Annotated in this window: 15 protein-coding genes and 1 riboswitch; of the genes, 7 read left to right on the top strand and 8 right to left on the bottom strand. The window is 37.5% G+C overall.

Features of this window, described 5'->3' with window-relative positions; translation table 11 throughout:
• Positions 1 to 70: 70 nt before the first annotated feature.
• The 5 genes from V0410_RS22895 (at position 71) to V0410_RS22875 (ending at position 5,298) form a co-directional block, all read left to right on the top strand.
• Positions 71 to 538: an acyl-CoA thioesterase gene (locus tag V0410_RS22895; RefSeq protein WP_002980508.1), complete on the top strand. Its 468-nt coding sequence runs from the start codon at positions 71 to 73 to the stop codon at positions 536 to 538.
• 91 nt (positions 539 to 629) lie between these two features.
• Complete coding sequence (locus tag V0410_RS22890) at positions 630 to 1,469, top strand: GLPGLI family protein (protein WP_330745766.1); 840 nt, start codon at positions 630 to 632, stop codon at positions 1,467 to 1,469.
• A gap of 200 nt (positions 1,470 to 1,669) precedes the next feature.
• A riboswitch (Fluoride riboswitch) is annotated at positions 1,670 to 1,737 on the top strand.
• Between the two features lie 31 nt (positions 1,738 to 1,768).
• On the top strand, positions 1,769 to 3,076 hold the full coding sequence (locus tag V0410_RS22885; RefSeq protein WP_330745765.1) for a voltage-gated chloride channel family protein: 1,308 nt from the start codon (positions 1,769 to 1,771) through the stop codon (positions 3,074 to 3,076).
• A 256-nt stretch (positions 3,077 to 3,332) separates the two neighbouring features.
• On the top strand, positions 3,333 to 4,208 hold the full coding sequence (locus tag V0410_RS22880; protein ID WP_330745764.1) for a LysR family transcriptional regulator: 876 nt from the start codon (positions 3,333 to 3,335) through the stop codon (positions 4,206 to 4,208).
• 154 nt (positions 4,209 to 4,362) lie between these two features.
• Positions 4,363 to 5,298, top strand: coding sequence for a YeiH family protein (locus V0410_RS22875; RefSeq protein WP_330745763.1), 936 nt, complete (start codon positions 4,363 to 4,365; stop codon positions 5,296 to 5,298).
• Positions 5,299 to 5,377: 79 nt separating this feature from the next.
• Here the strand turns inward: V0410_RS22875 and V0410_RS22870 are convergent, their stop codons facing one another.
• The 8 genes from V0410_RS22870 to V0410_RS22835 form a co-directional block, all read right to left on the bottom strand.
• Positions 5,378 to 5,560 carry a hypothetical protein gene (locus V0410_RS22870; protein ID WP_110009396.1) on the bottom strand — a complete coding sequence of 61 codons (183 nt, stop codon included), beginning with the start codon at positions 5,558 to 5,560 and terminating at the stop codon, positions 5,378 to 5,380.
• A 167-nt stretch (positions 5,561 to 5,727) separates the two neighbouring features.
• Positions 5,728 to 6,969 (bottom strand): MFS transporter, encoded by a 1,242-nt coding sequence (locus V0410_RS22865; protein WP_330745762.1) that lies wholly within the window; start codon positions 6,967 to 6,969, stop codon positions 5,728 to 5,730.
• A gap of 73 nt (positions 6,970 to 7,042) precedes the next feature.
• Positions 7,043 to 8,608, bottom strand: coding sequence for a ribonuclease Y (gene rny / locus V0410_RS22860; RefSeq protein ID WP_171006220.1), 1,566 nt, complete (start codon positions 8,606 to 8,608; stop codon positions 7,043 to 7,045).
• Between the two features lie 233 nt (positions 8,609 to 8,841).
• A complete protein-coding gene (locus tag V0410_RS22855) occupies positions 8,842 to 9,129 on the bottom strand; it encodes a cell division protein ZapA (protein WP_110009403.1) in 288 nt (95 codons plus the stop codon).
• Complete coding sequence (locus tag V0410_RS22850; RefSeq protein WP_227943922.1) at positions 9,129 to 9,578, bottom strand: FlxA-like family protein; 450 nt, start codon at positions 9,576 to 9,578, stop codon at positions 9,129 to 9,131. The genes V0410_RS22855 and V0410_RS22850 overlap by 1 nt, the downstream gene beginning before the upstream one ends.
• Entirely contained in the window at positions 9,571 to 10,353 is a 783-nt protein-coding gene (gene porT, locus V0410_RS22845; protein ID WP_110009404.1) for a type IX secretion/gliding motility protein PorT/SprT, read from the bottom strand. The genes V0410_RS22850 and porT overlap by 8 nt, the downstream gene beginning before the upstream one ends.
• Positions 10,354 to 10,356: 3 nt before the next feature.
• A complete protein-coding gene (ubiE, locus tag V0410_RS22840) occupies positions 10,357 to 11,019 on the bottom strand; it encodes a bifunctional demethylmenaquinone methyltransferase/2-methoxy-6-polyprenyl-1,4-benzoquinol methylase UbiE (RefSeq protein ID WP_232529200.1) in 663 nt (220 codons plus the stop codon).
• A gap of 72 nt (positions 11,020 to 11,091) precedes the next feature.
• Entirely contained in the window at positions 11,092 to 11,661 is a 570-nt protein-coding gene (locus V0410_RS22835; RefSeq protein WP_034695976.1) for a hypothetical protein, read from the bottom strand.
• A gap of 101 nt (positions 11,662 to 11,762) precedes the next feature.
• Between V0410_RS22835 and V0410_RS22830 the strand changes: the two genes are divergently transcribed.
• Positions 11,763 to 12,836: a 3-oxoacyl-ACP synthase III family protein gene (locus V0410_RS22830; protein ID WP_110009405.1), complete on the top strand. Its 1,074-nt coding sequence runs from the start codon at positions 11,763 to 11,765 to the stop codon at positions 12,834 to 12,836.
• 67 nt (positions 12,837 to 12,903) lie between these two features.
• Positions 12,904 to 14,109, top strand: coding sequence for a metallophosphoesterase (locus V0410_RS22825; RefSeq protein ID WP_330745761.1), 1,206 nt, complete (start codon positions 12,904 to 12,906; stop codon positions 14,107 to 14,109).
• Positions 14,110 to 14,130 lie beyond the last annotated feature (21 nt).

The raw sequence follows: 14,130 nt of genomic DNA, 5'->3' as shown, positions 1-14,130 counted from the left end.
GTCTTTCAAAAGTAGGATTTAATCTAAAACTTTGGAAATTATTAAATAACTTTATTCAAATTTTATAAAGATGCAGAACAAGCCAATTACTTTTCAGTTTATTTCGGAACCTTCAGATGTAAATTACGGAGGAAATGTACATGGAGGAAGTGTTATGAAATGGATTGACCAGGCCGGTTATGCATGCGCAACAACCTGGAGTGGTAATTATTCTGTTACCGTCTATGTGGGTGGAATCCGTTTTTATGATCCCATAAAAATAGGGGAAGTAGTAAAAGTAGATGCCCAGGTGATCTATACCGGAACTTCAAGCATGCATATCGCTATCAATGTTTTTTCAAGAAATTTAAAACAGCCCAACTTTGAGAAGAAAACACATTGTATTATCGTATTTGTAGCCGTGGATGAAAATGGGAAGAAACTCCCTGTACCAAAATGGACACCGGAAACAGAGGAAGAAAAACAGCTTGAAATGTATGCCAAACGCCTGATGGAGCTGAGAACGCAGATTGAAGATGAAATGAAACCTTTTTTGTAAGAGCGGGTTTCGGGATGCGAGATTGCAATATTTAAAGTTCAAGGTTTAAGGTTTTGGGAAACCAGTAACAAAAAACGACCAATCACATGATATGAAAAGTTTTTTTACTTTAACAGCATTGCTTGTAATAGCTTTGGTGCAGTCTCAGACACACCGGTTTATTTATGAGCTTCAGTATAAAATGGATTCTACCGAGGCTGGATATGAAAAAGTGAATATGATCCTGGATATCACCCCGAAGGAAGTAAAATTCTATGGAAAAGATCTCGCCATCAGAGACTCACTGAATAAAAAATTCGGAACGAACTTCAGCTATACGGATATGACCGGACAGGTGGTTAAGAGAAAGATCAATTCTTTTGATAATGAAAATTTCATCAACATTAAAAATGGATATTACACATTTAAAACAACGGATAAGATCAATTGGACCATTGCTGATGAGATTAAAAAGGTAGAAAACTATACTTTACAAAAAGCAACTGCAAAATTTGGAGGGAGAAGCTGGACGGCCTGGTTCTGTAAAGACATTCCATTTAATGAAGGGCCATTCAAACTGCGTGGATTACCTGGTTTAATCTTTGAGCTATCAGATGCTAAGAAAAATTTCCTATATACTCTCGTTAAAAGCAGAGAACTTCCGGAAGTCCCCTCTACTTCAGATTTCCTGGAATCCAGCTTTGGCAATAAGGCAATCCCTATTAACGAAAAGCAAAAATATAAGCTGCTTATGGAGTTTTATAATGATCCTTTTGCTTTTGAAAGAAATAATATCAGCAAATCCAATAATGACCTTAGAATTAATATCAATGGAAAGGAAATTCATAATGTGGATGAACTGAATACCCAGACCAAAAGCATGCAGGAGGTCATCAGAAAATATAATAACCCGATTGAAATCAATAAGGCGATGCATTATCCGGTATATTAAAGCTATGGTTATTTTTAAGTTTGGGCTAAAGCCAATGGGATTTAAAATTTATTTGGCTGGGCTAAAGCCCACCCCTATTGAATTTTAACATAAGATCTTTTATCTTTTATCTTTTATCTTTTATCTTTTATCTTTTATCTTTTATCTTTTATCTTTTATCTTTTATCTTTTATCTTTTTATCATAATTCATATATTTGTACTCTCAAAAGGAAATGGTGTTCTTCCTTACCCAACCGCTTTACAAAAGCTGATGACGCCTGATTAAAAGATTATTAACAAATAACTAATCAGGATTATTATGTCAAAAAGTCAAAGAACACCAGGTAAAAAAGCAGTTTTTCATACTCGTTTTTTCTTCAGAAAATTTCCGGCAATTCCTTATATTTTAAAATGGCTGTGTATCAGTATCATTATTGGTGTATTGGTAGGAACCGCTTCTGCAGGATTTCTTCAGTCTTTAGAATGGGCAACAAACTTCAGAGAAAATCATCTCTGGCTGATTGCTTTACTTCCTGCTGCAGGATTTCTGATAGGACTTCTTTATTATTATTTCGGAAAAGATGTTGAGGCTGGAAATAATCTGTTGATTGATACCATCCATGAACCCAAGGGAATTATTCCTTTTAAAATGGCTCCTTTTGTGTATCTGGGAACCATTGCAACGCATTTCTTCGGAGGTTCTGCCGGCCGTGAAGGAACAGCTCTTCAGATGGCAGGTGCTATCGCAGATCAGCTCACCAAACCTTTTAAACTTGACCGAAATGAAAGAAAAATATTAATTATTGCTGCTATTGCAGCCGGATTTGGCTCTGTTTTCGGAACGCCGCTGGCAGGAGCCGTTTTTGGTCTTGAAGTTTTTCTGATCGGAAGGATTCGTTACAATGCGATCTTTCCGGCATTTGCTTCTGCCATTCTGGCGGACTGGGCTACCAATCTCTGGAATGTAAAACATACCCATTACCATATTGATTTTATTCCTAAACTTGAGTTCTTACCAATTCTATATAGCATTCTGGCGGGAATAGCTTTTGGAATCTGCGCTGCTGCATTCAGTAAAATCATCCACTGGATGGGCTCTGTCTTTAAATCAAATATCAAATACCCTCCGCTTCGTCCTGTGGTAGGAGGAATTATTATAGCACTTGCCGTTTTTGCGATGGGAACAACCCGTTATATCGGACTGGGCGTTCCTGTAATTGTGGAATCTTTCGAAAAGCAGCTTCCACTGTATGATTTTGCTTTAAAAATGATTTTTACCATTGTTACGCTTTCGGCCGGATTCAAAGGTGGAGAAGTGACACCTTTGTTCTTCATTGGTGCTACCTTAGGCAGTGCTCTGTCACTATTCATTCCTTTACCCTTCGGATTATTAGCAGGAATGGGGTTTGTAGCCGTATTTGCAGGAGCTACCAACACTCCTCTAGCCTGTATGCTGATGGGAATTGAATTATTCGGGGCAGAATGCGGTGTTTATGTAGCTATTGCGTGTGTCGTTTCTTATCTTCTTTCCGGTCATAACAGTATTTATACAAAACAAAAGATTGGAGAGGCAAAAAACAGAAGATTTGAAAGTCAGCAGGACAAGTCTGTTTCGGATTTTTTATAAGGGGTTTCGAGATTCGGGGTGCGGATTATGAGTTACGGGATGCGAGGTGCGAGGTGCGAGGTCACAGTTATTTGTTTATTTTGTTGCTGGATGCTGGTTTTTAATGGTTCTTTGTTCTTCTTCACTTATAACATCTTGAACCCAAAATCCCGAAACCCGAAACCCTGAAACTCGCAACTCGCATCTCATTACCCTCCACTCTCAAACTCTCAAACTCTCTTCACCATTTCCAACTATAATTCGTAATTTTACCCCCATGTTCGATTACAGATTAAAAGTTTTCCATACGGTGGCTACCCGATTAAGTTTCACGAAGGCTTCAGAGGAGCTTCACATTTCCCAACCCGCTGTTACCAAGCATATTAAAGAGATTGAAACTCAGATAGGTGCTAAGCTATTTGACCGTAAAGGAACTTCTATCCAACTGACTCAAAGCGGAAAAATTTTGTTTGAACATGCCGAAAAGATCAGAAACATCTACCGTGACATGGAATTTGAGATCAGCCAGATCAGTCAGCAGCATAAGGGAAAATTGATTATCGGGGCGAGTACAACCGTTGCACAGTATATTTTACCGGAGATTTTAGCCAAATTCAATTCGTATTATAAAGATATTAAGATTGAATTGCTGACAGGAAATACAGAAACCATCTCAACCCTTTTAAAAGAGGAGAAAATTGATCTGGGCATTATTGAAGGAGAATCACAGTCTTCTTATTTTGAATATAAAACGTTTAAGCCCGATGAGATTGTACTGGCCGCAAAGTCAGATCATCCTCTTGCCCATAAAACATTAAGCTTAAAAGATCTTTATCAGCTGGATTTTATCTTCAGGGAACAGGGTTCCGGGACGCTGGAATTTATCCAAAACAGGCTTAAAGAAAAGGAAATTAATATCCATGAATTGAATACTGTCATACAGCTGGGAAGCAGTGAAAGTATTAAAAATTACCTTCTACACTCGGAATGTATGGCGTTTCTTTCTATCAGCACTATCCTTAACGAGCTAAAAAACAACATCCTTACAGTGATTGATATTAAAAATTTCAGTATCGAAAGAGATTTTCATTTTATCCTTCCCAAAGGAGAACAATCTGAACTGATCAAACTTTTTTTGAGGTTTGCAGAATAAGCGATAAGCAATAAGCAATAAGCAATAAGCAATAAGCAATAAGCAATAAGCAATAAGCAAAGGTATAACTTTTAGTTATCGGATATAACAAAATACGATTTACTTTGTAATACTATTTTCCGGACTTTTGATACTCATTTTAAAAGTTCGCATTATGAAAGATTTCATTCAAAATGAAATAACAAGGAAAGTATTTTTTATTGTTTTGGCTGTATTATGCCTTACCCCCTTTATATCTTCTCCAATCGCCCTGGCGCTGGGTTTTTTCCTGGTTGTCTTTATCGGAAATCCTTTTGAAAAACACCTTCATCAATATATTCATTTACTGCTGCAGATTTCAATTGTAGGTCTTGGATTCGGGCTGAAGCTTGATGAAGCGCTTCATGCCGGAAAAACAGGCTTGATGCTGACTGTTGTAAGTATTGTCACCGTTATGGTTTTAGGATATTTTCTGGGAAAATTATTTAAACTGGAAAGACCTTTATCTTATCTTCTCTCCGCAGGAACTGCTATTTGTGGCGGGAGTGCTATTGCTGCTGTTTCTCCCATCATTAAACCTAATACAAAACAAATTTCTCTTGCACTGGCTATTGTTTTTACATTAAATTCGGCTGCCTTGTTTGTATACCCTGCAATAGGACACCTGCTGAATCTTTCACAGGAGCAGTTTGGGCTTTGGTGTGCAGTGGGAATTCACGATACGAGTTCTGTAGTGGGTGCTGCCAGTAAATATGGAGATGAAGCTTTGAAAATAGCCACCACAGTAAAACTGGCTCGTGCTTTATGGATTATTCCTGTTTCACTGATTACCATGTTTATTTTTAAAAGTAAAGATTCCAAAATAAAGATTCCCTGGTTTATTGGATATTTCATTGTAGCAATCCTTTTGAATACTTATTTTCCCTTTCTTGACCGTTTCAGTACTTCAATTACCGTTCTGGCAAAATCCGGTCTGAATCTGACTTTATTTTTGATTGGTTCTACCCTTTCTGTTCAAACACTAAAATCAATCGGATTAAAACCTTTGGTAATGGCAATTATCCTATGGGTAACGATAAGCATCGGCAGCCTTCTTTACATTATCCATTAAAAAGAGCAGAACCCTTTTGAAATCAAAAGGGTTCTGCATATTAAATGTGGAAATGTTTATTTCTAATTGAAATAATTTCTTAGATCTCTCCGCAAGTATAAACCTGTGGACAGCCAATATATTGTACACAATACCAAGGTCCGGTTACTGCTCCTGAGCAGCTGCATCCGCAAAGTGATAAATCAGGGTTTCCGCTTATTCCTCCGGTAATGTTTTTCAGATCCTGTTTTCTTAATTTTTTAGCGTTTTTCATAATGTTCATGAGATTTAGTTTGATTAAAAATATAGTTTTAGTTACCTTTCAAAGTTAAACAAATATTAAATACTCGCAACAAAAATTAATGTAAAATTGAATAATTTATTGATAATAACCCTATTATTATGTTCAAAATAAGGAATAGCACTATGTTATTTATTAAACAAGTTAAATTATTCCGTAAATTCAAGATCTCTGTCATGGGTTTCTGAAATGGTAAGTGAAGAATAAAATGCCAGCCCGAATACCACCACTCCTACTATGGCAGCACTTTCCACAACCGGGAAATGTCCTTTAAGAGCATCAAAAGCAAATATCATTACCGGTACCAGACCTCTTACCATGTTAGGAACGGTAGTTGTTGCCGTATTTCTGATATTCGTTCCGAACTGTTCTGCTGCCAACGTTACAAACATAGCCCAATATCCTGTTCCAAATCCCAGCCATACACAAAACAGGTAATATCTGGTTTCCGTGTTGGTATTCCCGAATAACATAATTGCCACCCCGATCAGCGTAAAGATCAGCATATAAAAGATGGCCATTTTACGTGATTTTAAAGCATGGGAAATAAAACCACTCAACAGGTCACCGACAGAAATACCTACATAAGCCCACATGATGGCTTTTCCGGGGTTGATATCCTTTATGCCCAATTCAGGGGCAAACTGATTGGCTAAAACAGCCAGAATCCCTATACAATACCAGGTAGGTAGTCCCACTGCAATGCATTTTAAATATCTTATCAGTCTGTCTTTATTGGTAAAAAAGGAGAGAAAGTTTCCTTTTGAGATGTTTTTATGCTCAAGATTCTTATAAATTCCGGATTCCGATACGCTTATTCTCAGTATCAATAACATAATTCCCATTATCCCACCGATAATGTAAGAAATATTCCATCCTCCGGCTAGCTCTACAGTCAGCTGAGCTACAACGGCACCCATTAATCCAAAACCGGCAACAACCGAGGTCCCGATGGCTCTTAAACTCTTCGGCAGACTTTCAGAAACCAGTGTAATTCCGGCTCCAAGCTCTCCGGCAAGTCCGATACCTGCAATAAACCTTAAGCCAGCATATTGGTATACCAAATGCTCTTTTGGAAAATAAGGCAGAAAACCACAGGCAATATTGGCTAAAGAATACACTAATATGGATCCAAAAAGTACGGAAAGCCTTCCTTTCTTATCTCCAAAAATTCCCCAGAACACCCCTCCGATAAGAAGGCCTACCATCTGACAGTTCAGAATAAAAGTTCCGTCCGCATCCGGATTAAGCCCTAAAGCTTTTAAACTGGGTATTCTAACGATACCAAACAAAAGGAGGTCATAGATATCTACAAAATAGCCAAGGGCAGAAATAATAACGGGAATAGAGAAAATGTACTTCAGTTTTGAAGACAGGGACAGTTCTTGCATTTTTAAGTTTTGATAAAAATAAAAAACCTTTCAATTTCTTGAAAGGTTTTTATCAAATATCTTTTTCTGATTATTATCTGGCAATATTGACAGCTCTCGTTTCTCTGATTACTGTTACTTTTACCTGCCCAGGATAAGTCAGTTCATTCTGGATTTTCTCAGAGATATCGTAAGAAAGCTGAGACGCTACTTCGTCATTTACTTTTCCGCTCTCTACCATTACTCTCAGTTCTCTACCCGCCTGGATAGCATAAGCACTGGATACTCCATCGAAGCTTAATGCTGCAGATTCAAGATCTTTTAATCTCTGGATGTAAGACTCCAATACCTGTCTTCTTGCTCCCGGTCTTGCTCCTGAGATCGCATCGGCAACCTGAATGATCGGAGATAATAACGATTTCATTTCAATTTCGTCGTGGTGAGCTCCGATAGCATTTACTACTTCAGGGTTTTCACCGTATTTCTCAGCCCACTGCATACCTAAAAGGGCGTGTGGTAATTCTGATTCCTGCTCAGGAACTTTACCGATATCGTGTAAAAGACCTGCTCTTTTTGCTAATTTTACGTTTAATCCTAATTCAGCAGCCATCGTTGCAGCAATGTTGGCTACTTCTCTCGAGTGCTGTAGTAAGTTTTGTCCGTAAGAAGAACGGTATTTCATTCTACCTACGATTTTGATCAGTTCAGGGTGTAATCCGTGGATTCCTAAATCAATGATGGTTCTCTTCCCTACTTCAATGATTTCCTCCTCAATCTGTTTTCTTGTTTTTTCTACCACTTCTTCAATTCTTGCCGGGTGAATTCTACCATCGGTTACCAATCTATGAAGGGATAGTCTTGCAATTTCTCTTCTTACCGGATCAAAGCATGAAAGAAGAATAGCTTCAGGAGTATCATCAACGATAATTTCTACTCCGGTTACAGCTTCCAAAGCACGGATATTTCTACCTTCCCTACCGATAATTCTACCTTTTACTTCATCAGATTCGATGTTGAAAACGGATACTGAATTTTCGATTGCCTGCTCCGTTCCGATTCTCTGGATTGTCTGGATAACGATCTTTCTCGCTTCGTTTTTAGCATTCATCTGAGCCTCTTCCATGATGCTCTGAACATGTGCCTGTGCTCTTGTTTTGGCCTCTGCTCTCATGGTTTCTACCAATTCTGCTTTAGCTTCCTCAGCGGTGTAATTAGAGATTTTTTCAAGTATTTCTACTTTTTTGGCAGTAGCCGTATCTAATTCCTGCTGTTTTCTATCCAGAATCTCGTTCTTCTTGGCATAATCTGCAATCTGTCTGTCTAGATCTTTTTCAAGCTTCCCAGTCTTGCTAAGCTCGTCATTCAGCTTGTGTTCCTTGTCTTTGATTCTTTTCTCAACTTCCTGCATTTTCTTTTCGCGGGACTGAATATCAGCGTCATGCTGTGATTTCAGTTCCAGGAATTTTTCTTTAGCCTGAAGATTCTTTTCTTTCTTTATGGATTCAGCCTGTACATTAGCTTTTTCTATAAGGTTTTCGGCATTTTTCTTGGCATCATCTATGATGAATTTTGCTTTAGTATTCAGAGAACTTCTGGAAAAAAACATTCCCACGACAGCTCCGATTACCAAACAAACAACACCGACTATAACTTCTATCATAATTTATATTGAGTTTTAATTGTATTCATATCCTTGTTCAATAAAAAAAGCCCACAATAATCCAGAGATTGAGAGTAAACTCCTAATCAACACGATTTGAACTGATTTCCACTGTCTGTAATCCGGAAGTCCGGCACGCCATTCAATGGACATTTGTTCGGTAATTGTTTAGCGTTGAGTTTACCTTTAATGTGTTAGAATTATTGTAGGCAGTAATTTTCAGGAAAAAAAATCTATTTCCCGATTTCATTCAACGACTGATTAATCTGCTTTAACCTTTCGTTGGTAGAATTAATATTTTTTTCGTAGTTCAGAGATACTACTTCCGCATTGGTTCCCAGTTTAAGGGCACACATTGCCAAAGCATCCTGTTTATCTCTTACATCGAAGTTTTGTTCAAAATCTTTAATCATATTCTCGATCTGCTTCCCTACTTTACGCAAAGTTTCTTCCTCTGCTGCCGGTACGTTCAGCGGATACACTCTTCCTGCAATGTTGACGGTTATTCTCCTTATCTCCATTATAATCCACTGTTTTGAAGCTGAGCAATACAGAAATCAATTTCTTTTACCAATCTGTTGATATGGTTTTTCATTAACCTATTGTGTTCAGGATTTCCTGATATTGCTGAATAAAGTTTTATATTTTTTTGTTCTTCTGCTAATACCTGATTCTTTCTTCTTTCCTCATCATATTTCTTCTTCAACTCTTCATGCTCAATACTTAATTCTTTTAAATTTTCCGTAAGATTTTTATAGTTCTTTTGCAGAGTCGAAATCTTTCTCTCTAATTCTGAAAAATTGTTTTCTAAATCTTGAAGCATTTCAGGTTTGTATATTCTAACTAAAAGCAAAAATAAAAAAATAATAACACTAACAAAAATAAAACACTCTATATTTTGATATAACAATAAAAAAGGAGGTGCCAGCGCACCTCCTGTGTATTTTTCATTGAAATATTTTTTATTCAAATTTCAGAACGAACATTACTGCTCTTGTCTGCAATGTAGAGATTGCAGATGACCAGTAAGGAGGTGTAGTAGCGTTATCCGCCACTTTTTCATTGTTCATGAAGAATGTTCCTCTTACGGCAGGAGTCAGTTTAAATTTGTTGAAATAAAACTGGATTCCCATTTCTGCAGACCATGCAAAGTTGTGCGTAGTAGATCTGTAGATTCCCTGCATGTTGTCGTCTGTAGAAGTAGCGTTAGACTGAAGGTTTACAACGTAATTCACCCCTGCTGCAACATAAGGTCTTGAATTGTACCATCTCTGGCCGTGAAGCTCCAAAAGTACCGGAATATCGATCAACGTAGATTTAATTTCTCTTACTTTATCCTTTTCCTGTAAAGGGAATGGCATAAAAGGATCATTCGTTAAAGATCCTCCTGCATATATGTCATTGGATTGAGTATTAAAAGTCAACTGTCTTTGTGCAAACTGTAAACCTGGTTCTATTCTCACGTCAAGATAGTCATTCAGTCTCCATTTTGCAATAAGCCCGGCACCGAAACTATAGCTTTCCTTAGAGGTAACAAGGTTTTCATTATCATTCATCCCGTATTTCGGATGTAAAACAATGCGGTAATCCAGTCTGTTCCCGTTCAAATAAAACCCCCAACTGAATTTCTGTTCGTCGAAATCTTCCAACTTGTCCATTCTGTTTCGGGTTCTGAATTGCGCGTTTGCAAAAACGGCAACATTTACTGAGGTTAAAACCAGTGCTTTTAATAGAAATTTATTCATAGGTTACTTTGTTGCTTTATAAATTGTGGCTATACCTAAACTTAATTTTTTATATTCAACTTTCTTAAATCCCGTATCTAAAAGAATTTGCTTCATCTTCTCCCCGAAAGGAAAAGCATTTACAGAATCCGGAAGGTATGTGTACGCCCTATTATCCTTAGAAACCAATCTGCCGATGGCAGGCAATATATTTTTGAAATAAAACATATAAAATGGTCCCATGAAACCCTCAACCTTTGAAAACTCCAGTATATAAACACTTTTGTTATCTTTAACTACTCTTCTTAACTCTGCCAAACCTTTGGTAAGGTTTTCAAAATTCCTTACTCCAAATGCAACGGAAACAGCATCAAATCTATTGTCCTCGAAGGGTAAATTTTCTGCATCTCCTTTTTGCATGGAAATTTTGCCGTCTAATTTAAGTTTTTTTATTTTAATAACGCCAACATTCAGCATTTGTTGTGATAAATCTAATCCAACTACTTTAGAACCGGTTCCTTTTTCAATAGTAATTGCCAGATCTCCTGTTCCTGTAGCCACATCCAGCACTTCCTGCGGATTATCATTTTTCATCCATTTTACCAGTTTATTTCTCCATAAAACGTCAATTTTCATGGATAAAACATGGTTCAGAAGGTCATACTTCGGTGCAATGTTGTCGAACATATCCTCTACCTGGCTTTTTTTGGTAGCCTCTGAATTGTAGGGAGTAACTTTGGTGATATCTTTTGTCAAAACTTAAAACTTGTAATATTCTTTGTAATAATTTAGGTAATCCTGCTTTCTGAAGATTTTGGATCGTGATTCCACTTTCTGGATGTTTTTGATCACTTTGTCATAGTCTTCATCTACATTGTAATAAAAATCTTCTGTGTAAAGCTTATTGAAGCGTCTTGCTCCTCCGTAATAATCCTTTCCGTCAATAACAGTTTTATCAAGGTTAGCCAGCAACGAATCCTTTTTAAGATTATATCCGTAATACTGATCATTTACGTAATAATCCTGATGGGTAATATTAATCAGACCGCGAAGTTTATTCACTTCAAATGCTGAATCGTAAAGCATTTTCTTGTTCTGATCAAAAACCTGAATAGAGTTTTTCCCTTTATTCAAATCCACATGCACATACTGCCCCGCAGAAATAATTCCTTCAGATCCGTTATTGATCTTAAAATAATACGTATTCGGGGTAGGATTATCTACAACATAATAATTCTTCTTGGCTAAAAAAAGGAAGTAGATCCCAAAGGCAACGATAAACGCCACAGCTGCAATAAGTAAGCCTTTTAAGGACGAGTTGTTTTTCATAGATTGTAAAGTACAATTTTTGCAAATTTAATAATATTTTTAATTCTCCGTTATTAATATTAATTATTAACTTTGCATCTTTAAAAAAATCATATAAACGAATGCCGAATACGATCATTATTGGCTCTGGATGTTATATTCCGAACAGAGTTATTGGTAGAGATTACTTCATGAATTCCGAGTTTTACACTGAAGACGGGGTAAAGATTGAAAAGCCTGTGGAAGAGACCATTGCGAAATTTGTAGAGATTACAGAAATCGAAAACAGGAGATTCATTGAGGATGATCTTTCCAACTCACAAATCGGTTATGAAGCTGCAAAAATTGCCCTTGAGGACGCAAAAGTAGACGGCGAAGACCTGGATTATATTATTTATGCAAGCAATTTCGGGGAAGTTACTGAACACGGATATGCTGATTTTATGCCTACAATGGCAGCGAGAGTGAAGAACAAACTGGGAATCAAAAACAGAAAATGCGTAACCTACGATATGCTTTTCGGATGCCCGGGATGGGTAGAAGCAATGATTTTGGCGGATAACCTTATTAAAGCTAAAGTAGCCAAAACCATTCTTGTTATCGGAGGAGAAACTTTAAGCAGAGTAACAGATCCGCATGACAGAAACAGAATGATCTTTGCAGACGGTGCAGGAGCTGTAGTGGTAAAAGCTACGGATGAAGAGAATGTTGGAATTATTGCCCACAACACAATTTGTGATAACGGACCGGAATTAAACTATCTTGAAAACGCTCCTTCCATCAATAAAGAAGTAGATCAGAGGCGTCTGTATGTAAGAATGTTAGGAAGAAAAATCTACGAATACGCTCTAAAAAATGTACCGGTTGCCATCAAGGATACCATTACTGATGCCGGTCTTTCTATTGAAGATATAGACAAAATCTTAATTCACCAGGCCAATGCTAAAATGGATTATGCAATGATTGAAAGACTTCATAAGCTTTATGATGTGAAAGAATATGATCATGCCATCTCTCCTATGACTATTCAGGATTTCGGAAACACTTCCGTGGCAACAATTCCTACTATGTATGATTTAATAATTAAAGGAAAAATGGAGGGTCAATCGTTTAAAGATAATGGTAACATTGTGATGACTTCGGTAGGTGCCGGAATGAACATCAATGCTATCGTTTATAGATTTCCCAAAAAGTAATATTTAAACCATTAAAAATATAAAAGCACAGGGAAGTTTATTCTTTGTGCTTTTTTTTGATCAGAACATGCAAAAGAATTTTTTAATCATTGCTGCAATCTTCCTTTTTCTGGAAGTGTACATTTATCAGGCCGTCAAAACACTTACCGATAATTTCTGGATCAGAATCGGATACTGGGTCATATCTTTAGTTGTGTATGGAATTTTCGCGTATGAAGTTACCCACTACCAAAGATCAGACAGAAGTATGGTAAGAGCTCAGATCATGATTTCGTTATTTTTAATCTTCATCCTTCCAAAGATCTTTATCGTTTTATTTTTATTGATTGATGATATTGTCCGAACGGGCGGTTACCTGATTGGTTTCGCCAAGCCATCGGAAAATTTCTTCCCGGAAAGAAGAAAGTTCCTGAGCCTGGTTGGATTGGGAATGAGCGGCGTTCTTTCCGCTCTTTTCATAGACGGGATTACATTTGGAAAATACAGACATAAGGTAAGAAGGGTAAGAGTGAATTTCGCCAACCTTCCGAAAAGCTTTAAAGGCTATAAAATCATCCAGATTTCAGATGTTCACAGCGGAAGTTTCTCTGACCCCGGCAAATTAGAGCATGCCATTGAGCTGATTAATGAGCAGAAGCCGGATCTGGTATTATTTACCGGAGATATGGTGAATAACGTTGCTGATGAATTCAAACCTTTTATTCCCTTATTTTCAAAAATCCAGGCTAAAGACGGTAAATTTGCCGTCCTAGGCAACCATGACTACGGAGATTATGTAACATGGGAATCGCCTGCAGCTAAACAAGAAAACCTTGACACATTGATTGGTTATGAAAAGCAAGCCGGATTTGACATGCTGAGAAATGAACACAGAGTCATTGAAAAAAACGGAGAAAAACTCTATATTCTTGGGGTTGATAACTGGGGATTGAAGCCGTTCCCACAATTCGGAAAGATTGAAGATGCTTTACAAGGCGTACCGGAATCTGCCACTAAGATTTTAATGAGCCACGATCCTACCCACTTTGATTATGTGGTAAAAAAACACCCTGCAAATATCCATCTGACGCTTTCGGGACACACGCACGGGATGCAGTTTGGGCTGGATCTTAAGAATGTCAAATGGTCACCCGTACAATATAAATACCCAAAATGGGCTGATCTATACGAAAGTGAAGGAAAACTACTGTATGTCAACAGAGGATTCGGAGTATTGGGATATCCGGGAAGAGTAGGTGTACTGCCGGAGATTACGCTTTTTGAGTTGAGCTAGAGGTCCGGGCTTCGGGATGCG

Source organism: Chryseobacterium sp. CP-77 (genome assembly GCF_036362765.1).
Lineage (GTDB): Bacteria > Bacteroidota > Bacteroidia > Flavobacteriales > Weeksellaceae > Chryseobacterium > Chryseobacterium cupriresistens.
Note: the sequence above shows the minus strand (reverse complement) of the source record. Positions and strands in the feature narration are given on the sequence as shown.